This window comes from Mesorhizobium sp. M0244 (assembly GCF_040321795.1).
Taxonomy (GTDB): Bacteria; Pseudomonadota; Alphaproteobacteria; order Rhizobiales; family Rhizobiaceae; genus Mesorhizobium.
In genome coordinates this window covers 50,312-71,727 of sequence record NZ_JAMYSE010000015.1, presented here as the reverse complement: position 1 = coordinate 71,727, position 21,416 = coordinate 50,312, and the positions used below count along the sequence as shown (strand labels likewise).

Here is a 21,416-nt window from a genome sequence, read left to right as displayed (position 1 = left end):
TGCCCCGCCCTACGCTGTCACAATGGCGGCGGCCCGGCCACCGAAGCTTGAGCTTCCATGCAGCGCTGCGATTGCTCCAGGAGCATAGTTTCTCTTATAGGCCTGCTCCGCCCAGGCAAACTGGATAAGGCCGGCAGCCGCCCCGCTGTCGCCGATACAGTCGGCCGCATGCCACACCGGTTGTTCAGGCCGGGTTTTTCGCATCGTTCTCATCTGGGCAAGAACGAGCTCTTCGAACGCATAAGACTCGCCCGCGACATCGGACAGGCGGAATGCCACGTCATGCATGTGCACGCCGGCCTCTTCCAAGGCGATCTTCAGCGCTGCGGTAAGGCCATTGGCGCGGAGAGGCTCCTCGTTGTAAATTGTTGCTGTTTCACGACCGAGCCCAAGACCCCTTACGATAACGTGGCTCTGGGTAATTGGCTGCCGGCTGACAACGGTTATGCAGGCACCTTCTCCGGGAATAAGACCGTCGGTCTCGATTGTGGTCTTTAAGCGTGCCCTGGCATCCAGCCAGCCGAGGGTGCGCGCATCGATGAGACTGTCCACGGCCAAAACGATGCAAGCGGGCACGTCACGGTTTTGCAGCAGGTCGCGGGCACGCGAAATTGCCGCGAAGGCTGAAATCGGGCCGGCTGCTATATGTCCCGATTTCGGACCGGCCAGCGGCGCTCCGTGCGGTAGCGTGATACCGCCGAGGATGCCGTTTATCCGGCCCCCGGGCATCTCGGGCTCCCGCGTGCACAGGATCAGCGGCATCTGCCCCCAAGGCAACGCCTCAGTAGCGTCGGGATCCAACTGATCAATTGCGAACTCTACCAGTGCGGAAAGTCGGTCTCGGCCCCGCAAATCAGGCGCAAATGCATTAACAACAGCACCAAGAATCGCCTCACCATTAGCGTCGCGGTATGGCAACTCACCAAAGGCCGCAATACCCGCGCGCATCGCCGCGACCGCACTAGCGGGAGAATAACCGACCGGAGAGACGAGGCTGAGACAGGAGATTGCGGTCACGACCAGCGCCGCATTTTCTTGAGTTCTTTGATGGCCACTGCCAAGCCGGCATAGTGCGGCTTGTCGCCGTCCTCCGGGATAAGGCTTACACCGACATGAACTTCTTGCAGCTTGGTCATCTTACGCGGCAACTTCGTCGCAACCCGTCCAACAAGCACGATTCGGTTCTCGTGGGGCACAAGGACCAGTGTGTCAGGGCGCAATGCCCTGGACTCGGTTATGTCATTGAAAAGGAAACGCACCGGGATCGAGAGCGCAGGCAGTCTTACCTTGAACTTCCCGCTTTTGTTCATGTTCAGGCAGCCGAACATCAGACCTTCGGTGAGCTGATCCACCCATTGATCCTGCGGCGCCGCCTGGAAATAACGGTCGTCGAAGTCGTGCGGCAGGAAGGGCAAGACGTTGTCCATCCAATGCTTGTCGTATGTGCCAGCATATAGCGCTCTCTCCTTCGCGAAGCGCGGTACAGGGCCGAAGCCGATCGGGCGCGGTCGGTCGTTCCAGATGCGCATCCGCGAATGCGGGTGCTCGATACAAGGCAGTGTCGTTCCGTCGATGTTGCTCTGGCCGACCAGATAGCCGCTGCCAATCGGGTTGACAGCATCGCTGCTATGCTTGGCGGGATCAGGATTGGTGCGGTCGGTGCCGCCGAAAGCAAGATGCCAGGCGAGTGGCATCGATATGAACGGAGTCGGCGGCGACGCCTGAATGCCAAGGCCGCCCCGGAACCAACGCCGCTGCCCGGTTACGATTGCACGTTTTTGTAGGTTGGGTCCAAATAGTCCTACCTCGAGCGACTCAATGGGTCGCCCGCCCGGCGCCATTGCCGCTGCGTCGAGCAGAACCTCGCACTTCGACTTGACAGGGACAAAGTCTGTCTCGACTCGAATTGAAGTCGTTTCCGGGTCACCATAGTGCGTATCGGAATAGACGAATGGCGACTGCTGTTTGCTGGGCGTGCATTTTCCGTCTGTATCGACATCGAATGTAGCGCGGACGACAGCCACACAGTGTCTTACGCAGTGCTTGTCCTGATAGGGAAAAGCTTCTGCCAAAAATGGCGTGGTATTGCCGCTAACAAACATCAGTGTTCGCCCCCGTATAAGCTGGTCTCCCAGCTCTCCGCAAAGATTTGTTCCAACGTCGTCTGCGGCGACAGCGGGTCGATGTCGAAAATGTCCGAACGCGCTGTCCACATCACCATATCGCTGATGAGCTCTTCGCCCGGCTCGACTGGCGGCGCCGGTAGTGTAGCCAGCGCGCCATCCAATTCGTCCGGCGTCAGCTCGCCATTTTGGGCAGCGATGGCCACCTTTTCGATCTCGGCAAACCATGCATCGGCATAGGCAAGCTCAACGCAGACTTCAGGAAGCTGGGCTACGACACTCAGAGGGAATTGCCTGCCGACCCTGTCGGCGCTCTGCAAAATGATCCCTGCCGATGCGCCGAACGAAGCCGGGCCGGCCAAAAAGCGCAGCGCGGTGGTGCGCGGCCAAGTTTCCCGGCCGAGCAGCGGGACCAGATGTTGCGCCAGCCATCGGTCCCAGTTGCGCACAAAATCCCCGGGCAGCCGCCGCGTCACGAAATCGCCGGTGGCGGGCATTTTGCCGTAGAAGCCGGGCAGGATCATATCTGCGGCGGACATGAGAATTTCTTGAACATCTGCAGGTTGTAAGGATTTTCGACGCTGGCAGCCTTGAGTTGGAAATCGGCGTACATGCCGTTCGTCCCCAGGCGCAGGCTGTAGACATCGGATAGGGAGGTGCCAGTGAAACGACCGCTGCGCAGCATTCTCAGCCAGGCCCAGCTGCCGGTCTCGTTGAGCATGATTTCGGGCGAGCCATCGATCGGCTGGAAGGCCAGCGAGATGACGCCTGTGCCGTCCTTGCCGGGCCACGTCATCGGCTGCGGCCTCGTTGCGTTGTTGTAGTAGACGAGGTTCTGGCCATCGAGGTTGAGCGTCACGCGCGTGACGTTGGGAGACAGGTCCTTCGGTTCGAGCGTGAAGCTCATCACCGGGCCCGTACCGCCTGGAAAGAGATCATCGCGGATCCGCCTTGCCTGTTCGAACGCAGCCAGCGCCGAAGGGTCAAGGCCGAAATCAGCGCGCCATTTCCATGGCTGCGCCGACGTGTCGACATAGCTGATCAGGTGGTCGTTGATGAAGGTGTCGATCAGCCCTGCCGGTCCGAACAGGCGGGCGAAGTCGCGAACATTGACGTCCACGGCGCTGTCAGGGCTGAACGGATAGCGGTCGTTGAGTGCGGCCTGGCAGAACGGCAGGATGTCGGCGCGCCAGATGGCGTTGAGCTCCGAGGTGACCGCCTTCTGCGTCAGGCCGCTGGTATCGCCGGCAATGCCGCCCAACCAGTCGTCGATCGGGTCGGGCAGGATCTGCGCCTGCCTGGCGACCGCTCCAGTCAGTTCGGCGAGGCCGCCCTGTTTCTTGATAGCATCCTGGGGATCGGGATTGGCCGTCACCGTCTGCAGCACGTTGGACAGCGCAGTCAGCGCGACAATGGCGGCGTCGAGCGCCGGCGGCTGGCCGTCGACTTCGGCGATGGCACCCTTGAGCGGCTTGAAATGCTCGGCCACCAGACTGCCGGTAAGATCCACCTCGTCGGCGGAGCCGGCGCGCGGCAAAAGCTTTGCTCCGGTTTTTACGATCTTGCCAAGCTTGCCCAGCTTGCCGAGCAGTTTCGAGCCGCCTGACGCCGCGGCCTTGTCGTTTGCCGGCGCTTCATCGGATCGCGTAAGCTCAGTCTCCTGGACCACGGCCGTGACCAGTCGTTTGAGCGCGGAATCGGCGCTTGAAAGATCCTTGAGGTTCTCACTGGCGACGTTGAGGTCGGTCAATGGCGCCAGCCTCATATCGCGCAGGAAGCTGTCCCATTGGGCGATATAGTCGTCGTAATAAAGCTTCAGAATATCTTCGGACAGCGCCGATACCGAGGTTTCGGAATTTTCCGAGCAACCGCCGGCGAACACCGCCCGGTCGAGTGCTGCCTGGGCAGCCACATCCTCGACCCGGTCGAGAATGGCGTCATGGAAGCCGGCATAGGTAAACGCTCCCGAAATGCCGACGCGAAGCGTCTTGTCGGAGCGACGCGCAAAGACCTTGGCGCCGTTGGGGCCGGCGAAGTTCGCCGGAACCCATTCCTTTAGCGCGGTCACCGCCGGGTCCGCCAGCAACTGCTTATAAGCACGCGCCGGCAACGAAATCGTACAGACGGTTTTCAGTGCCTCGGCAACCAGCGCCTGGTCCGGGGCGATATAGCTGGCGTCGACTGCCATGCGACGGATCGCGGCAAGCTGGTGCTCTTCCGCGTCAGCTGTCGGAAAGGGGGCGGCCGCCGCGAATTCAGGCAGACTGTTCACCCACCAGTTCTGGGCGAAGTCCGGATCCATCTGGGAAAGGCCGGTCATCATGCGATAGGTCTTCAGCGCGCCAAGCATGAAGTCCGGATCGCGGATCTGCCGCCACATCGTCGCCTCGAGCAGCGCCACCATGTGCGGCTCAAGTATGTTGCGCAAAGCGTGGTCGTAAGTGTCGGTCTGTGCTCGCACCAGCTCCGCCGACGCCGATGGTCCGAGCAGATCCTGCACAGCGCCAGGCGGCGTTGTCCGGGCATTGGCGACCTCATCCATCGCGCTGAGGACGCCATCGATGGCAGGCTGTTCTACCGATGCCGGGGTTGCCGCGGCCGAGGTCAGCGGTGTTTGCAGCGCCTCGAACTGGCTAGCCTGGGCCGTGATCGCGTTGCGGTTGTCGTAATAGGACCAGGTGAACAGCGCCCCTGTCAGCAAAGCGGCCGCGGCACATCCGGCGGCCGCACCTCGCCAGATCCAGGCGCGGCGGCGTTGCGCCAGCGGATCGAATGTGCCGAGGCCCGCTTCCTTGAAGATGACTTCGGTAAGCAGATTCTTTAGGAAGAAGCTGCGTTTTTCGACGCGCGGCGCCGGCAACGCCCGGCGCGGCGGAAGTCCGAAGGAGGCAGACAGCGCCGCGGTCAGCCGATCGATCGGCGCCCCTTCCTGGGTCGCCGATGTCAGATAGAGGCCACGCAGCCAGGCGGCCTCCTCATACCGGCTTTCGCCGAACATCGCCTCGACCAGCACCTGGATCGGTTCGCACAGGCTGGCGAGCTGGGCGGGAAACCTGAAGATTTCGGCGCGGTTAGCAAGCTTGTCCTCATCCTCCAGCCGAGGCACCAGCCGCCGCTCGAGCTCGGTCGCTAGCGTCGCGATTTCGCGCTCGATGGTCTTTGTATCGACGCGTGCATCCAGCGCGAAGGTGGTCCCCCAGACCTGCTCGCGCGCAGCCGTGGACAAGCCGCCGAAGAACGCCTCGAACCCCTTGATCAGATCGGCTTTGGTCAGCATCAGATAGACCGGAAGGCGGATTTCGAGCCGATCGTTGAGCTCGGCCAGACGACGGCGGATCTTGCGGCCATGCGCCTTGATGGCCTCGTCGCCCTCCGAAAGCACATCGATCGAAAGCGCGACGATCACACCGTTGAGCGCGCGGCGTCCCCTGTGCTTCTTCAAAAGGTCGAGGAAGCCCAGCCACTCCGCCGCGTCGACATCGGGCTGGCTTTCCTGCTGGACATAGCGGCCTGCAGTGTCGATCAGAACTGCGTTCTCCGAAAAGAACCAGTCGCAATTGCGTGTGCCGCCCACCCCTTGCAGGTCGTCGGTCAGGTCGATCGGAAAATTCAACCCTGACTGCCGCAAGGCTGTGGTCTTGCCGGTGGCCGGCGGACCGACGATCACGTACCAGGGCATCTCACGCAGGAACGTGCGCCCGCCGAGCTTCCGGCGCTTCAACTCGGCCATGACCTCGGCGAACTTGGCACCGACGGCAGCGACGTTCTCTTCGCCGGGGCTGAGCGGCTTTTCTACCGCCGGAGCGGCGATTTCAGCGACGAACATGCGATTGGCGCGGATCGCCCGGCGTTGGGCAACGATCAGCCAGACCAGCCAGAAGATGACCAGCAGCGCGATGATGACGATGCGCACATTGTCGGAGGCGAAAGGTTCGTAAGGGCCGACCCTGACGATCGGGCCGAACACCCAGATCACCAGGGAAAGCAACGTGATGCCGATCAGCGTCCACAGCCAGCGCGATGTCAGGACCGCCCAGAGGAAGCGCAGGATGAACATCTCACAGCCTCTTTTCGACCAGCACCTCGACGCGGCGGTTCAAGGCCCGGCCCGCGCGCGTGCTGTCGTCGGCGACTGGATCGGTGGCTGCTCGGCCCTCGGAATGAACGCGTTCCTGAGGCACTCCGTTTTGCACCAGCATGTCGGCAATGGTCTGGGCGCGGGCCTCGGACAGGCGCTGGTTGGTCGACAGCGGATTGGTTTTTTGCAGAGGAACGCTGTCCGTATGTCCGACCACCGTGATGTTGCCGATCAGTTCCTGATTGGCGAGGATCACCTTGGCGATCGACCCGATCAGCGGCTCGAATCCTTTAGTCAGTGTTGGCCGCGACGACTGGAACAATTCAGGGTTGGAGGCCTGGATCACCAGCTTGGCCAGCGAAACGCTCTCGGTGCCGCTGAGAGCCGATTTGAGATCGGGCGGCGCCCCGGCTTCAAATTCGGGTAGCAGCGCGAAATCCACGGTCTGTGGCGGCGGCGCATCGACCGTTGGCGACAAGCGGCTGATGTCGCCACGGGTCGGCGGCGGCAGCGCGCGCACCAGGGCGGAAAGCTCGACCGCCTGGCTGCTCAGGCCCGCTGAGAGCCCGATATAGGTCGCGGTGGCGATGACCACCGCGCCGAGGGCCATCACCCAGATCGGAACGATGAAGCGCTGCGGCTCGTCGGATGCGATTACGCCTTTCCAGTTCGGCGACAGCGGCGCGTTCTCGGCGTCGGCATCGCGCAGGAAGCGTGCCGCTGCCACCCGAACGGCATTGATCGAGCGATCGCCCGACCGGCCGGGCACGCGATACTTGCCGCGAAAACCGAGTGCCAGGCAGTCATACTGAAGTTCCAGCAATTCGCGATCGCGGTTCGGATGGCGTTCGAGTTCGTCGAGCCGGGTGAAGAACTGCGTGCCGGCATCGACATCGCCGCGCAGCATGACCACAAGCGGCTGGCGCGGCCATGCGCTGGCCCCGCCCCAGGGCGTGTTCAGGGCCAGATCATCGAGCAAGGCCGCCACCACCCAGGCTGCCTGATCGGCCCGTTCCATCGAGGATCCCGCCGCCATTACGGTGTCGCGTGCCCGAACCAGTTCTTCGAGCAGCCGAGTGCGCAACGCTTCTGGATTCTCCGGTGCCAGCGCGCTCTCAAGCTCTGGAGCAAACTCGAGCAAGGGCGCGAAGGCGTTGACAAGCCCGTTCGGGTGGGTGCGCGACCGCCTTATCGGCCCGCCCGGCAAGGGTGCCGCCATCGGTCGCGGCATCGGCGCGCCGGTCAGCCTTATGCGAGTGCGTTCGCGATCCTCCGACAGTCCGAAAGGATCATCCCGGCTCATGATCTCACCTGTTCACCGAATAGCAGTCAACCTGCGGCTCGCTCGGCAATACACCCGAAACACCGATGACAAAGCCCGGCGCATCAAGCAGCGATGCCCAGTGTTCGCTTTTCTGGTCCAGCTCAAGGCACAGCCGATCGCCGTCGTAAGGGATCTCGCGCGGCTGGGAATGGAGCGGCTTCAGCGGGATGCCGGGCAGGCGAGACTTCCACAGGCCCTCGAACTGATCGGCCGAGCCGACAGTCGCCTGGTTGACGAATATCTTGCGCAGCGCGTCCTCTGACAGCTCCGAACCGACCCGGATGACGATGCGGCTGGCCACCAGCAGCTTTGGGTTGTCGATGCGGACTTTCCAGACATTGGTCGAATGCCGCATGACAGGCAGCGCGCGCGATTTCGGCTCGATGTAGCGCAGGCTCAGGATGAGCGAGCGCAGCGCATCGGCCAGCGCCGAATAGGCCGGGCCGGGGGCCATGTGATCGTAAGCGGGCAACTCGCCCAGTCGCCGCGCGCTTGCGCCGTAGGTTGCCATCGAACCGGCGAGCCCGACGAGTTCTAGATAAAGTTCGGCCGGATGGAAAACATCCTGCGCAAGCATGTGGGCCAGCCGCGGACGCGCCGCATTGGCGAGATTGAGCAGCAACAGGTCTTCAACGCTGCGCCCTGGCCCGCCCATGACCATCTTGCCATGCGCCTCGGCGATCTGGTCAAGGCCTGTGACCACTTCCAGAAGCAATTGCCGGTACCAGCCCACCGCGCCGGTAACCAGTGCCGGCGGCAGGAACGTCTCGTTCAGGGAAACGCCGCCATCGGCTCGAACCCCCTTTATGTCGGCGATCGGCAAGGCGGTGTAGCCGCCGACCGATTTGCCAGGTGCCAGCAGCAGGGCCTGCGGACGGGCGATTTCGATTTCTTCGGGATCTGAACCGCCCTGGACGGCATCGCGCACCGAAACAATCCGCCCATGATAGCGCGCGCCAGTGGGTGCCGCGTGTGCCGGATCGAAACCGATGCCGCCGGCAGGCTCGAGCGGCAACGCGACCAGCACCGGGCCGGCACCCGTATCAGCGGTGACCGGCAGCGGACGCGGCGCGTCCATCATCTCGGGAATGGAAAAGGGGGTCCCGTCCGGGAAAATGCCTCGTGCGGACAGGATCGAGATCTGGCCGGCATCGAGCAAGGACTGGTCCAGCATCAATTGCTGAAAGCCGAATGTATGCAGTTGGCCGGCCTGCAGCGCGCCGCGCACAGTCGCCTCAAAGAAACGATCCTGCTGCTGGAAATGCTGGGTCCTGAGAAAAAGGCCCTCGGACCACAGCACCCTGTTTGCATCGCTCATGCGGCTACTCTCTGCATCGAACTCCCCTTGCCTTGGCCGCTAGGCGGAAATGCCGCCGCTGCCAAGCGTGACATTGATCGTGAAGTTTGATCCCGGCGAAACCGATTTGGTCGTCCGCCAGTTTCGTCCACCAGGCTCACGGATCAGCGCAACGAAGCCCAGGGCCGTCGCTTCCGGTTCGACCGTAATCGTCTTGGACGCGGTCTTTCCCGGCCCCACCGCAATCTGGTCAGACCCGATCAGATCGCCTGCCAGTGCCGAGCCGGCATCCCCCTGCAAAGCAAAATAATCGGCGGAGTTGAATTTCCCGGTGCTGCGCAGCCGCATCACGAGCACCGTCACTGGCCGGTCGCCGCCGCCTGGTCCAGCATTCATACCGGCCGCACCGGTCAGTTTGACCGTGATGACCGACGGCTTTGGCGGCCCGGCACTCTGACATGCCGTAAGCAGCCCGGTTGCCCCCAGGGCAACGATAAAGTCGCGTCGATCGATCATGTCTTACTCCTCCTCATATGCATCCCGAAAATCGGCGCCGATTTCGCCGAGAAAGCTTTTTTCCGCGCTCTCGGCGATTTCACGATGGCGTTTCTGGTAGAGTTCCCACAGCTTGGCGCCGCGCCCGCCCGAAAGCAGCGTGCCGATCGCCGAACTTGATTTCAGCTCTTCTTCGATCGCTGCCGGCTCAAAACGGTCGACCATCCGCCGCAAGGCGGCCTGCACGCCGCGCCAGGCGCGCACGTGATGTTGTGCGAGATCGCGAACCGCATCCGCGATTGCCGCTTCGCCGGCGAGAAATCCGGGGCTGCGTTCGGCAATCAGCGTCACGATCGCGTCGTCGACCGTCGGCAGAAACTTGAGTGGATTGACTTCGGAGGCTCCGACCATTGTCTGGGCAACGCGAGCATTCCCCTTTTCTTCGGCACGCTTGCGCAGCAGCTGCATCAGGCCTTCCATCATAAGCCGATATTCGCGGCCGAACTTCTCCATCTCGGCGATGGCGTCGCGCCCGGGAAAATCGGCCTCCGCGACGCCCATGCCGCGCAGGAATGCAGTGCGAAGCGCCATGTCGGCGTGCTGCGCCGCAGGCGGCGGACGGGCGGGGTTGGCAGCAGCGCCTGCCCGCACTGGGGGAGGGGCCTCTGCCGCCCGCACAGGCAGGTCCCAGGCATTGGCCGATTGTGGTCGTTGGGCGTTGCGCTGGCGCTGACTGGTCGAACCGGCGCCGCTTCCCGAACTGGGGGTCGCGGCTGGCTCAAAACCGAAGTCGTCATTGAATTCCGGCGGCTCTCCGGCCGTGGCCTCGGTTGCGCCGTTGCGGGACGGCGCCGGGTCAAGGCCGAAAGGGTCTGCCTGTTTGGCCGCGCTGGCTGGTTCTGGATAGCCGGCTGCGTCTTTGGATACCGGCGTTGAAACCGGATCGAGGCTGAACGGGTCATCGAAAGCAGGCGAGCTGCGCTGTCTGGAGTTGGCGCGCTCGAACGCACCCGGGATCGGCTGCTCAAAAGGATTCGGGAGGTCGGCTGGACGTGGCCGCCGCGGCTCTTCTTCCACGGTGGCGGAAAAGAAATCATCGCGGCCGATGCTGACCGGCGCCCGAGACGCCGGTGGCGAGCGCTCCGGGACTGGGCCGCGGGCTGCTGCTGTCGCTTGGGCGGTCGACGTCTGCAGGTCGACATACACGATGTAGTCGCCCAGTCTCAGCCGCATGCCATTGCGAAGCCGCGTCGACTTGCCGGCGCCAAGCGGGCATTCGGAGTCATCAATGAACAATCCGCTGCTCGAGGTATCGGTGACGAAATATCCGTCTCGCCCACCAGTGATCCTGCAATGAGCCCGCGAAACGAACATGTCGGGATCGTCGATCTGCCAGCCGGCGTCCGCGCTGCGACCGATCACCAGCTCGCCTTCATCAAGCCGGGTCTGTCGTACCGCCTGTGTGCGTGGCCCTTGCTCCAGCGTCAGCAGCAGACTCATGCCGCGACCTCCGCCCCTTCCTGCCGCCAGCCGACTATTGTCCGCAGCCGCATGTCGTCAGCATCGCCCCTTTCAGCGGGCCGCGCAAGCCACGCGGTCCGGGCGAGTTGCACGGCTCCAATGCGGGGCGGGGGAACGGCATCGCGCGCCAGCACGATGCGCAGATCGACGTCGAGCGCTTCCCCGACCATCTCGCGGACGGCCTGCTTGAACAATTTGAGGCGCTGACCGCCCGGCAGGAACGCCTTGAAGTCCTCATACCCCAACGGGCCGACGCGGAGCTCAATCCTACTTTGGCGGTTGAAAACGCGCGGACCGATCGTCGCTCCCCGACCAAGCCCCGCGTAGGCTTTGGCAAGGCGGGTCTGAAGCGCGGCTGGTATGGTTATCCAGGCAGCGATGAACTCGCTGATCCGGACCGGCACCTTGAACGCCTCTGCCAGAAACAGCGTCAGCCGCTCAGGGCCGTCGACCTGATTGGCAAGCGAAGCGGCCTGGCGCAGCTTCACGGCGTCCAGATCGGCGTTCTGGGTGCCGGGAAGCCCTATCCCTGCCATGGCTTCAAGCATGGCGCGAACGCGCCCACCCACCGCGCGCTCGACCTGAACCGCCGGATGCGCATCCGCCCACGCTCTATAATACAGGGCGATCATACGGTGCTGAAGAATGTTGACGAAGTCCATGAATGTCGTATCGCTGGTCTGCTGTGAATCGGCGCCGGTGAACCAGCGCTGCGACAGACGATCGAGCACCCAGCGCGTCAAATGCAAAGGCATCGGACCTTCAGGTCCCATCAGCCCGATGTTGGCGACTGTAACCCGGGCGGGGGCCTTGTCCTTCGCTTCGCGGAATTCTGCCAAGTCCTTGGCGGAAAAGCTGAGACGGATATGCTGCCCGAGCCTTGACGGCTCGCGCTCCGGCGGGCCGGAATAGCCGAACAGCCCGCCTCTGCGTTCGAGCCGGCGCAACAGCTCGAAGAAATCGAACGCATCCGACAGCTCTTCGGCGCGGTGCAGGCCGGCCTTGTCTAGATCAGGTAGCGATTGCCGGGCGTCATCGGCCATGGCACATCCTCCTGCTTCTGCAGCAGCCGTGTGCGGGTTCGCACAAATCCGTTTATTCCGGCGTGACGGGCAAACAGCCGCGCCAGCAGGGCCGAAAGCAGCAATGTGCTTTGCCCTGCCAGGACAGACTGGTCGACATGCAAGGTCACCTCCGTGCCTCGTCCGAAACACATTGGCCCGTCGATCTGCAGCCGTTCGATGACCGACCGGGAATCGATGCGCACGATCGAGTGCACGTTGCGGGCGAGGCTCGGGTCGCCCCTGTCGGCGTAGAGCTCAAGCAGCGCATGCAGCGGGTCGGCACCGCGACCTTCCTTCGCAAGGCTGAGAAAGTTGAGCGCAAGCTGCGCTACAAGCCGCCAGGCGAGATTGTCGGCTCGCGATTCTCCCGCCGCACCCGTCGGCAGCGCTGCACGGATGGCAGGGCGAGGCGGGCGCAATGCGCCGAGAAGCCGGATCGTTTCGACCGGGTCACCGGCTTCGAGCGTCAGGGTAGGGTTGTCGTCAAGGATCGGCAGATCGCGGTTGGTGCAGAGCGCCACGACGTCGACACGCTTCAGCGGCCGGTTCGCCGGACTTTCCGCCGGACGTGAAATCGCCAGGAAAACGTCATCTCCGGTGTATGAGGTGCGGGTCAGGCCGTCGCGCCGTTCCTCCTCTGTCGGGCGGCGTGGGCGCCGTTCGGTGGAATAAACCCAACCGCTGCCGCGGTTCTGTCCCAGGCTGAAGAGCTCCGGAATTTCGGCGTCGTTGCCTTCGCTGTCGGCGTCCTCGACGCGGATGACCCGATAGATTTCGAAGTCCCGCGCTCGCGTGCGGTCGGCATGCAGCACCTGCCGCGTCTTGCGCGGATCGAGCTCGATGACATTGCACTCACGTTCAAAGAGATTGATGATCGGCGTTGCGAAAAGCTCGAAATCCGCAGGCGTCAGATCGGCCAGCTCAGGCACTGGACGCCTGAAGATGAAGATGATCTCGAGCCCGGTTGTGCATTTGCGCACGATGGGCTGCAGCCCGGAAATCCGAGCATAGTGAAAGCGCTCCGGCATGATGAAGTATTCACGCAGAAGTCGGTAGCCTTCGAACGTCGGACGGGTACGAGGCATCAGCGCCTCGTCGTCGCTGATGCCGACCATTTCGGGTTGCGGCAAGGGCGATAGTGGGTTGGCCTTGCCTTCCGCCCGTGCGCCAACGGCCGAGCAGGCCCCGAAAATAGCGTCGAAAAGCAGTGGTGCTTTGGTGCGCCCGACAAAGTGGAAGTCAAGCCGATCGAGCGACAGTTCGTCAAGCTTGCCTTTGCCGGTCCGAGCCAACGTGACGCGAAGCGCCGCTTCGCCACCAACACCGCCGATCGGCCCTATGCCGGCTGCCGCCAAGGCGCTGCGATCCTGAAAATAGCCGACCGAGGTGATCGCAATCGGCCACAGCGTCATGTCCTGGGAGGTGGTGAACGTGGAACGCGTCGACAGGCCGGGCTGCAGGCTTGAAACCAGGCGCGTGCCGCGCTTGACAATATGGCCCGCAATCATTGTCTGGACCTGCTGGCCGGGTTTCAGCACCACCATTGCCGTTGCCGGCGCCGGCGTGACCAGATCGGGATAGAGCACGTCAAGAACGGCGCGTGAGAACCGCGAGCGCTCTGCATCGACCTTGAGCCGGGTGCGCGCGGCGAGGAAAGCAACGCCGTCAAGCAGCCGCTCGACATAGGGATCCGGACAGGGGACGGTATCGAGTGAAAGATTGCGCGCCACCGCCGGGTGCATGTCGGCAAATTCTGCCGCGAGCGCACGGATATGGGTCAGTTCCTCCTCGTAATATTCTACGAAGACCCGATCCATCTCAGGCCTCCCTAAATTCGGTCCGAGCCAAGCCGTTATCGAGATTGATCGTGGTGCGCAGGCGCATGCGTTCTGGCGTCGGCGTCATGATCAACACCGCGTCTATCTCGATCTTCAGGCCCACGGTTTTGTCGCCAAGGGTTACCGAAACCTTTGTTGCGCTTTCCTTGAGACGCGGCTCGAACGTGGCAAGCACCGAGCGGATCTCGCGCGCCAGGGCCTCGCGATCAAAGTCTCGAGAGGAACGGCCCGAGAAGGAAGGCACGCCGTAGTTGACCACGCTGCGACGCACCTCCGGAAAGTCAGCGAGCGACGGCGGGTTGTCCGCGGCCTGCTCGCTTTCAAGATCGGAAAGAAGCGGAACGGCCTCGAAGCGCTCGGTGTTGAACAAGGCCTCGACGTCGCGTCGCACGGCCTCCTTGAGCACACGAGCCGACACCACCACGCCGCGGCTTTCGATTTCGGCGCGGTGCTGGCTCTGAAAGGCCAGGCGGTGCAGGCGCCGCTTCTGATCGGCCGTCAACTCCGCGTCGGCGTCGACGAGCCGCGCACTGGCTGCAACCAGATTGTCCAGTCGCTCCGCGCCAAGCTCGTCCTGCAAGGCCTGGTGCAGCCCGTCTATCTCGGAAGTCATACCCGGCAGATCGTTTACGAGGCGGTCCCAAAGAGAGGGCTGGACCGCTTCGCGTTTTGCTCGCGAACTGCCGCTGCCTTGCAACGTGTCCGCGCCGGGCCGCCGGGCCTCACTTGCCGACATAGACATCCATTTCGATTTCATCGTTGTCGTCGTAGACGAACTTGATCTTCTTGTAGGCGAAGCTGACCGCTTCCTCGATCAGGTCTTCCTCATCCTCGGCCTGCGACATGTCGTATTCCATGATCGAGGCGTCGGTGAGGGTGACGACCAGGTAATCCTTGGTTTCGCCATCAATGGTCCGCCGCGCCGAAAACACCACTTCGTCCAGCGCCTTGTTCTCAAACAGCGCCTTTTTCAGGTAGGGCGAGGATTTGTCATAGTGCTTGGTGAACTTGATCATCCCCAAGGAAACACGACCGCGCCGAGACAGCGAATTGGGATCGTAGGGTGCGACCATCTTGTAATCGACCCCATGGATTTCGATTTCGTCCTCGTGGCCGTCTCGAATGCTTGGGCCCTTGATATCCGGAACCTTCAGAAAGCCATCAATCTTCGTATTTGTGGGCATTGTCTTTCTCCACCGCTTTCAAAAACCAAGATGTTGTTTGTGCAAATCAAGTCTTCACGGACGGAAGTTCCGACACCAGTCGGAGCGAGGCATTGATGCCCTCCAGCTGATAATGCGGGCGCAGATAGAAGCGAGCATTGTAGTAGCCGGGCCGCCCCTCCACGCTGTCCACCTGAACCTCGGCGGCGGCAAGCGGGCGCTTGGCGCGCGCCTTGTCGTCGGCAAAGGCCGGGTTGGCCAGCACGTAGCGGTTGATCCATTCGGTCAGCCAGATCTGCATATCGGAGCGTTCCTTGAACGAACCGACCTTGTCGCGCGCGATAGCCTTGAGGTAGTGGGCAAAACGCGACACCGGAAAGAGATAGGGAAGGTTGGCGCTTAGCCGCTCGTTGGCCTGTGCATCGGGGTCGACCAGCCGTCCTGCCCTTGTCTCGTCGTCCTGCAGCGAATGCGCGCCAATAAAGGCCGCGAGATCGGTATTCTTTCGATGCAGGATGGGCATCAGGCCGAGCTTGGCCAGCTCAGCCTCGCGCCGGTCGTCGATGGCGACCTCCGTCGGACATTTCATCGCTATCGAGCCATCATCGGTCGGGAAGCTGTGCACAGGCAGGTTGAGGACCGTGCCGCCATTTTCGACGCCGCGGATCTGCGTGCCCCAGCCATAGAGCTTGTGGCTGCGGTTGATATTCACGCCCATCGGGAAGGCTGCATTCATCCAGACATATTTGTTGTGATCGCCCTGCACTTCTTCCTCGAAGGTGAAGCTCTTCACCGGAACGGTATCCGTGCCATACGGCAGCCTTGCCAGAACGCGAGGCATGGTCAGGCCGATGTAGCGCGCGTCTTCGCTCTCGCGCAGCGACTGCCACGAGGCATAGGCCGGGTTTGAGACGATCTGCTGCAGGTCTTGCGGGTTCGGCAATTCCTGCCAGCTGTCCATCCGGAACAGGCGCGGCGAGGCAGCTGCGATGAACGGCGTGTGTGCAGAGGCGCAGATCCCGGAGATGTTGCGCAAAAGACCGACGTCGCGCGGGTGGTTCGAGAATTCGTAGGCGCCAATCACACAGCCGATAGGCTCGCCGCCAAGCATCGAATACTCGTCCGTATAGAGTTTCTTGAAGATCGGGCTCTGATCCCACATCTGGCCCTCATAATCTTCGAGCGTGTCGGCCAGCTGCTGCTTGGAAATGTTCATCACCCGGATCTTCAGCTTCTGATCCGTCTCGGTATTGTTGACGAGATACCAGAGGCCGCGCCATGTGCCCTCGACTTCGCGCACTTCCGGCGCGTGCAGGATCTCGTTGACCTGTTCCGACAGCATCTTGTCGATCCCGGCGATCAGCGACTTGATCGACTTGATCGCATTGGACGAGATGGTGGTGGTGTCGGACCGCGTTTGCGCCGCAAGCGCGAGATTGCGCACGAGCTGCTGCAGCTTCTCGCTGTCGTCCTTCTTGACCTTGAAATCCTTCTCGAGGAGGCCGCTGAATTCTCCGAGGTCGATGGCTTCGGCCTCGGCGGTGACGGCGGCAGTCTTTTGCTGTTCGGCCATGGTCATTCCCCTGCCTTATCGTCGTCGGCCAGTGCCTGGCTGGCGATCTTGCCAAGAAGCGGTTCGTTATTGAGAAGTTGCGCAATGCGCTTTTCGGCGTCGACGCGACCGTCCATGAAGCCGAGAAGTTCCTCGAGCTGGCGACGCATTTTGAGGATTTCTGCCAATTGCGGAACTTGCTCGGCGATCTTGTCCGGTGCGAAATCGCCCATCTTGGTGAAGGTAAGATCAAGCGCCAGTTCCTCGTCCCGCTCGGCGCCCTCAGACTGGGGCAGCGTATTCTTCACGCGGGCTTTCACGCGCGGTCCGAGCGCTTCCATGAAACGTGGGAACCGGTTCGCGTCGGTTTCGACAAAGGAGCGGTCCAGCACCGACTTCATCGCTTCCTTGGTCTGCGAAGCGCCCGAAAGGTCGGCCATCACGGCCATGACAAACGGCAGTTCGATTGTCGTCGGACTGCCGTAGGTTTCCACATCATAGGCGATCTGCACCCGCGGCGCGCGATTGCGTTCAATGACCTTCGCTTTGCTTTCGGCTGGCATGGCTTGCTACCTTTCATCCTTCTGGGCCGTCTTCTTGGCATCGGGAACGCCGGCAAGGAGCCGGAATTCCTTCAATCCCGACGGGGCGAGATCTTCCATCAGTTCAACAAAATCCATATGCACCATCCGGCGTACACGGCGGGCGAGATGCGGAATCGGACTGGACGGTTCGGTGCGGTCATAAAAGGCAATGACGAGGTCCAGGCATTTCACCACATCGTCGCGCGAAGAAATCCGCTCGGGAAGTCCCGTGCTGGAGTCCGTGTAGCTTGCCATACTTGTCACAGTATCGGCTCCATGACCGTTTCGAGCAGGGATTGCCGCATCTGCAGGCGAGGGCGATGGCTTTGCCGAGCCATTCGTCATCGCGCTGGCAGCTGAGTTCCGCTCGAGGGTTGTCAGCAAACGCTGCAGAAATCGCTTTAATTCCGGAACGGCGGTGCCGCCGCCGCCTTCAAGGCGAGCGTTGAGGGCTGCCTCGACTGCCTCCAGTGCTGCGACCGCGGCACGCGCATCGGCGATGAGCGACAGCATTTCCGCATTGGCCTGATCCGCCTGTGCCGCGCACCCGGCACGGACCCGGTTCAAGAGTTGTCCGTGTGCACTGACAAGCGCTGCCTTTTCGGCCGCATTCAATCCTGACGCTGCTTCTTGGAGCATGACACGATCGTCGAGCGCGCCTTGTTCCAGATCGCGTCCGTTGATCGGCCCGATCGAGCGTGGCGCAAACAAAGTCATTTGCCGCAGGTTGGCAAGCAGCCCGTCCTGACCATTCTGAAGGTCGAGCAGAGCGTTGATGCGGCGCAAGGCGGCATCGCGAGGCGGTGTGTTGGGCCGCAGCGCCGGGTGCATGGTTTCCCAATGCTGGTCGAATGTCCGCGCAATAAGGATCAGACCGTGCGCCAACCCGGCCAGTCCCTGCTCATTGGCCAGTGCGCGTGTGACAATGACAATCAAACGCAGGTCGCGGCCGTGCGCGCGCAATTCCTCCGCCTTGGCGAGCACTGCTGGCCAGTCGACAGGAATTGTACTTTGCGAGACCGCCCTGTTGTTGCCGTCATGGTCCACCTTGACCTGCGGCTCCGTCAGGCGCTCCAGCTCGTGAAACATCGGATCGTTGCGCAAATCTTCGCCGGACGGATTTTCACCGTCGAGCGGAGCAAGCCAGAGTGCGATATCTATCACACCGATCCCCCAGTGACTGGCCCTGAGGCCATGCCTGCCCTTACGTTATCACACGGCTGCACCTCACCACAATTCAGCGATCGCTGAAAAATTAACGAAAGCTAACTTAGCCGAGTCTTGAGTGCTGAAATCCCTGGCGTAACTGCCGAACTCAGCATCTGAAATGCATCGCATCGGGCTGCCGGTCGCGTGGTTGTTTATAGCCGGTGAGGCGAGACCTTTCACAAATGGTACGACCCGGCGAAATCGGGCACCGAAGCCTTCGTTCATCACCCACTTTGTCAAGCGGCTGCTTATGTGGCAGGTTATCAACTTGCAGAATGCAGGAGCACGTTCGATGGAACAGCGCCGGTCATCGCAGAGCTTCAAGCGCAAGGAACTGGTCGGCAAGCTCAATCCTGTAGGCTTGCGTGCTTTCAAGGCTGCGGCAGACAGCGCCAAGCTGCGCGGCAACCCCTACGTCGAACTCGTCCACTTCATCGAGCAACTCGTGCTCTCCGACCGCTCGGATGTGCAGATGATGATCGCCGATGCGGGTGTGGATGCGAGCCGGCTTGCGGCCGATATGACCCGCGCGGTGGACAAGCTGCCTTATGGCGCGACCTCGATCGAGGAATTTTCAGACCATATCTTCCACGCCATTCAGGAAGCCTGGAATCTGGCAACACTGGAATTCGGAGTGGAGGAAGTCCGCAGCGCACATGTTCTCCTCGCTTGCCTGAAGACGCCGGTGCTGGAAGGCCTGCTGTCGAAGATCAGCGGCGAGTTTGACAAGATCGATGCCGACGCGGTCATGGCGCGCTTCGCCGATGTCATGGACGGCTCACTCGAAGCCGGCGCTTCGGCTTCGGTTCCCGCTGCAGAGGCGCGGCGGCGGGCTCCCGGTGGGGATTCGGCGCTGACCAAATATGCCACCGACCTGACGCAGCGCGCCCGCGACGGAAAGATCGATCCGGTCGTCGGTCGCGATCCGGAGATCAGGCAGATCGTCGACATTTTGATGCGGCGCCGGCAGAACAACCCGATCCTGACCGGCGAGGCGGGTGTCGGCAAGACGGCAGTCGTCGAGGGTTTTGCTCTCCGCATCGCCCAGGGCGATGTGCCGCCCACGCTGCAGGGGGTGAGCGTGCGCATGCTCGATGTCGGATTGATGCAAGCGGGTGCAAGCGTAAAGGGTGAATTCGAAAAGCGGCTGAAGGCCGTAATCGACGAGGTTCAATCGTCCGAAGCGCCGGTGATCCTCTTCATCGACGAAGCCCACACCCTGATCGGTGCCGGTGGTGCTGCCGGAACTGGCGACGCCGCCAATCTGCTCAAGCCGGCACTGGCGCGCGGTGAGCTGCGCACCATCGCGGCGACGACCTGGGCCGAATACAAGCAGCACATAGAGAAAGACCCGGCGCTGACCCGCCGCTTCCAGGTGGTAAAGATCGAAGAGCCCTCGGAATCGGTGGCCATTCTCATGTTGCGCGGGGTGGCCGGCGTTCTGGAGCAGCATCACAAGGTGCAGATATTGGATGAGGCGATCGACGCAGCGGTCGGCCTGTCGCATCGCTACATACCGGCGCGGCAGTTGCCGGACAAGGCGGTCAGCCTTCTCGACACCGCCTGCGCGCGCGTTGCCGTTTCGCAGCACGCCACGCCGGCCGAGGTCGAGGACATCATACGTCGGCGCCAGGCGCTGGAGGTCGAGCGCGGCATAATCGGCCGCGAGGCTGCCATCGGCATTGAAGTGGCCGAGCGGCAGGCGCGGGTCGAGGCAGGGCTTGCCCAAACCGAGCTCACACTCACCGCCGCGCAGCAGCGTTGGGAGCGCGAAAAGACGCTGGTTGCCGAAATACTCGAACTGCGCGCCAGGCTGCGCGGCGACGGCGTGCCTCTAGATGTCGTGGAAACGCAGGAGGCACCCACCAAGACAGAGGGCAAGCCGGAGACCGAAAAGGCCGAGGCCGGCGCGAAGGCACCGGCGGCGAGCGATACCCCTCCGACCGATCCGGCCGCCGATCTCGCCCGGCTGCGCGAACTGATGAGTGTACTGGCCGAGGCGCAAGGCGAAACACCGCTGATCCTGCCGTCGGTCGACCGCAACGCTGTGGCAGCAGTGGTTCAGGACTGGACCGGTATCCCGACCGGACGGATGCTGTCGAGCCAGACCGAGAAGGCGCTGCGGCTCGCCGCCACTCTGTCCGAACGCGTGGTTGGCCAGGATCATGCCATGGAGATGATCGCCAAGCGCGTGCAGACCAGCCGCGCCGGGCTCGGCGCGCCGGAAAAGCCGGTGGGCGTGTTCCTGCTCTGCGGCCCCTCGGGCGTCGGCAAGACCGAAACCGCCCTGGCACTGGCCGAAACGCTCTACGGCGGTGAGCAGAACCTGATCTCGATCAACATGTCCGAGTTCCAGGAGGCACACACCGTCTCCACCTTGAAAGGCGCGCCGCCCGGATATGTCGGATACGGCAAGGGCGGAATTCTCACCGAGGCGGTACGACGCAAACCCTATTCGGTGATCCTGCTCGACGAGGTCGAGAAGGCGCACCCGGACGTGCACGAAATCTTCTTCCAGGTCTTTGACAAAGGGATGATGGACGACAGTGAAGGCCGACGGATCGATTTCAAGAACACGCTGATCCTGCTCACGTCGAATGTCGGCTCCGAAGTCATCATGGACCGGACCAGGAATGGCGCGGTACGGGCAGGGCTCGACGAACTGGACACCGCGTTGCGCAGCCCGTTGCTGAAGGTCTTCCCTGCGGCCTTTCTCGGCCGGGTGGTGACCATCCCTTACTTTCCGCTCTCGGATTCGATGATCGAGGCAATCACCCGTCACCAGTTTGCCAAGATCGCTCGCCGGCTGCGTGCAACCAACGACGCGGAACTGGTAATCGGCGACGGTGTCATGGATCTGATCAAGACCCGCTGCACGGAGATCGAGTCCGGCGGCAGGATGATTGACGCCATCCTGACCAACACGCTTCTCCCGGAATTAAGCCGCGGCGTGCTGAACCGGTCACTCGCTGGCGAAAAGATGACAAAGGTGACGGTTGGCGCCTCAGGCCAAGCGTTCACCTATTCCTTCGAATAGGTCCGGCAAATGTTGGGCGGCGCCTTTTCGACGGGGCTCGCGCGCTGAGCGGCCTTTCCTCTTTTTTGACATTGCGGCCTCGCACGCAGTCCCCTCCTTCCGTTCACCAGGGCGATGCGCCTTGAAATTGT

The 21,416-nt window shown here is 62.4% G+C and carries 16 protein-coding genes; 1 reads left to right on the top strand and 15 read right to left on the bottom strand.

Annotated features, from left to right (window positions below; genetic code table 11):
• Positions 1-9 precede the first annotated feature (9 nt).
• The 15 genes from NKJ08_RS13090 to tssA are packed head-to-tail and all read right to left on the bottom strand — an operon-like array spanning position 10 to position 18,203.
• Complete coding sequence (locus tag NKJ08_RS13090) at positions 10-1,017, bottom strand: hypothetical protein (protein ID WP_352778905.1); 1,008 nt, start codon at positions 1,015-1,017, stop codon at positions 10-12.
• Complete coding sequence (locus NKJ08_RS13085; protein ID WP_352781955.1) at positions 1,014-2,102, bottom strand: DUF2169 family type VI secretion system accessory protein; 1,089 nt, start codon at positions 2,100-2,102, stop codon at positions 1,014-1,016. Before NKJ08_RS13085 ends, NKJ08_RS13090 begins: the two co-directional genes overlap by 4 nt.
• The gene (gene tagF / locus NKJ08_RS13080; RefSeq protein WP_352781954.1) at positions 2,102-2,647 is read right to left on the bottom strand and encodes a type VI secretion system-associated protein TagF; all 546 of its coding nucleotides are present in this window, start codon (positions 2,645-2,647) and stop codon (positions 2,102-2,104) included. The genes NKJ08_RS13085 and tagF overlap by 1 nt, the downstream gene beginning before the upstream one ends.
• The gene (tssM, locus tag NKJ08_RS13075) at positions 2,644-6,180 is read right to left on the bottom strand and encodes a type VI secretion system membrane subunit TssM (protein ID WP_352781953.1); all 3,537 of its coding nucleotides are present in this window, start codon (positions 6,178-6,180) and stop codon (positions 2,644-2,646) included. Before tssM ends, tagF begins: the two co-directional genes overlap by 4 nt.
• Position 6,181: 1 nt before the next feature.
• On the bottom strand, positions 6,182-7,504 hold the full coding sequence (icmH, locus tag NKJ08_RS13070; RefSeq protein ID WP_352781952.1) for a type IVB secretion system protein IcmH/DotU: 1,323 nt from the start codon (positions 7,502-7,504) through the stop codon (positions 6,182-6,184).
• A gap of 4 nt (positions 7,505-7,508) precedes the next feature.
• The gene (tssK, locus tag NKJ08_RS13065; protein WP_352530181.1) at positions 7,509-8,843 is read right to left on the bottom strand and encodes a type VI secretion system baseplate subunit TssK; all 1,335 of its coding nucleotides are present in this window, start codon (positions 8,841-8,843) and stop codon (positions 7,509-7,511) included.
• 39 nt (positions 8,844-8,882) lie between these two features.
• Positions 8,883-9,338, bottom strand: a complete 456-nt coding sequence (gene tssJ, locus NKJ08_RS13060) for a type VI secretion system lipoprotein TssJ (protein WP_352530179.1) — start codon at positions 9,336-9,338, stop codon at positions 8,883-8,885.
• Between the two features lie 3 nt (positions 9,339-9,341).
• Entirely contained in the window at positions 9,342-10,817 is a 1,476-nt protein-coding gene (gene tagH, locus NKJ08_RS13055) for a type VI secretion system-associated FHA domain protein TagH (RefSeq protein ID WP_352781951.1), read from the bottom strand.
• Positions 10,814-11,881 carry a type VI secretion system baseplate subunit TssG gene (gene tssG / locus NKJ08_RS13050; protein WP_352781950.1) on the bottom strand — a complete coding sequence of 356 codons (1,068 nt, stop codon included), beginning with the start codon at positions 11,879-11,881 and terminating at the stop codon, positions 10,814-10,816. The genes tagH and tssG overlap by 4 nt, the downstream gene beginning before the upstream one ends.
• Positions 11,845-13,719: a type VI secretion system baseplate subunit TssF gene (tssF, locus tag NKJ08_RS13045; RefSeq protein WP_352781949.1), complete on the bottom strand. Its 1,875-nt coding sequence runs from the start codon at positions 13,717-13,719 to the stop codon at positions 11,845-11,847. The genes tssG and tssF overlap by 37 nt, the downstream gene beginning before the upstream one ends.
• Before the next feature lies 1 nt (position 13,720).
• Positions 13,721-14,476: a type VI secretion system baseplate subunit TssE gene (gene tssE, locus NKJ08_RS13040; protein WP_352781964.1), complete on the bottom strand. Its 756-nt coding sequence runs from the start codon at positions 14,474-14,476 to the stop codon at positions 13,721-13,723.
• Positions 14,463-14,924, bottom strand: a complete 462-nt coding sequence (locus NKJ08_RS13035; RefSeq protein WP_352530171.1) for an Hcp family type VI secretion system effector — start codon at positions 14,922-14,924, stop codon at positions 14,463-14,465. The genes tssE and NKJ08_RS13035 overlap by 14 nt, the downstream gene beginning before the upstream one ends.
• Positions 14,925-14,970: 46 nt before the next feature.
• A complete protein-coding gene (tssC, locus tag NKJ08_RS13030; RefSeq protein ID WP_352781948.1) occupies positions 14,971-16,476 on the bottom strand; it encodes a type VI secretion system contractile sheath large subunit in 1,506 nt (501 codons plus the stop codon).
• Positions 16,477-16,478: 2 nt separating this feature from the next.
• The gene (tssB, locus tag NKJ08_RS13025) at positions 16,479-17,018 is read right to left on the bottom strand and encodes a type VI secretion system contractile sheath small subunit (RefSeq protein WP_352530167.1); all 540 of its coding nucleotides are present in this window, start codon (positions 17,016-17,018) and stop codon (positions 16,479-16,481) included.
• Between the two features lie 6 nt (positions 17,019-17,024).
• Positions 17,025-18,203: a type VI secretion system protein TssA gene (gene tssA / locus NKJ08_RS13020; protein ID WP_352530165.1), complete on the bottom strand. Its 1,179-nt coding sequence runs from the start codon at positions 18,201-18,203 to the stop codon at positions 17,025-17,027.
• A 337-nt stretch (positions 18,204-18,540) separates the two neighbouring features.
• On the opposite strand from tssA, the gene tssH reads away from it, so the two are divergent.
• Positions 18,541-21,285, top strand: a complete 2,745-nt coding sequence (gene tssH, locus NKJ08_RS13015; protein ID WP_352781947.1) for a type VI secretion system ATPase TssH — start codon at positions 18,541-18,543, stop codon at positions 21,283-21,285.
• Positions 21,286-21,416 lie beyond the last annotated feature (131 nt).

What these genes read in the sequence shown, in the direction of transcription:
- tssK (WP_352530181.1), bottom strand. Translation starts at nt 8,843, where the DNA reads ATGAGCGATGCAAACAGGGTGCTGTGGTCCGAGGGCCTTTTTCTCAGG.
- icmH (WP_352781952.1), bottom strand. Translation starts at nt 7,504, where the DNA reads ATGAGCCGGGATGATCCTTTCGGACTGTCGGAGGATCGCGAACGCACT.
- tssE (WP_352781964.1), bottom strand. Translation starts at nt 14,476, where the DNA reads ATGTCGGCAAGTGAGGCCCGGCGGCCCGGCGCGGACACGTTGCAAGGC.
- tssH (WP_352781947.1), top strand. Translation starts at nt 18,541, where the DNA reads ATGGAACAGCGCCGGTCATCGCAGAGCTTCAAGCGCAAGGAACTGGTC.
- tagF (WP_352781954.1), bottom strand. Translation starts at nt 2,647, where the DNA reads ATGATCCTGCCCGGCTTCTACGGCAAAATGCCCGCCACCGGCGATTTC.
- tssG (WP_352781950.1), bottom strand. Translation starts at nt 11,881, where the DNA reads ATGGCCGATGACGCCCGGCAATCGCTACCTGATCTAGACAAGGCCGGC.
- tssB (WP_352530167.1), bottom strand. Translation starts at nt 17,018, where the DNA reads ATGCCAGCCGAAAGCAAAGCGAAGGTCATTGAACGCAATCGCGCGCCG.
- tssF (WP_352781949.1), bottom strand. Translation starts at nt 13,719, where the DNA reads ATGGATCGGGTCTTCGTAGAATATTACGAGGAGGAACTGACCCATATC.
- tssC (WP_352781948.1), bottom strand. Translation starts at nt 16,476, where the DNA reads ATGGCCGAACAGCAAAAGACTGCCGCCGTCACCGCCGAGGCCGAAGCC.
- NKJ08_RS13085 (WP_352781955.1), bottom strand. Translation starts at nt 2,102, where the DNA reads ATGTTTGTTAGCGGCAATACCACGCCATTTTTGGCAGAAGCTTTTCCC.
- tagH (WP_352781951.1), bottom strand. Translation starts at nt 10,817, where the DNA reads ATGAGTCTGCTGCTGACGCTGGAGCAAGGGCCACGCACACAGGCGGTA.
- NKJ08_RS13035 (WP_352530171.1), bottom strand. Translation starts at nt 14,924, where the DNA reads ATGCCCACAAATACGAAGATTGATGGCTTTCTGAAGGTTCCGGATATC.
- tssJ (WP_352530179.1), bottom strand. Translation starts at nt 9,338, where the DNA reads ATGATCGATCGACGCGACTTTATCGTTGCCCTGGGGGCAACCGGGCTG.
- tssM (WP_352781953.1), bottom strand. Translation starts at nt 6,180, where the DNA reads ATGTTCATCCTGCGCTTCCTCTGGGCGGTCCTGACATCGCGCTGGCTG.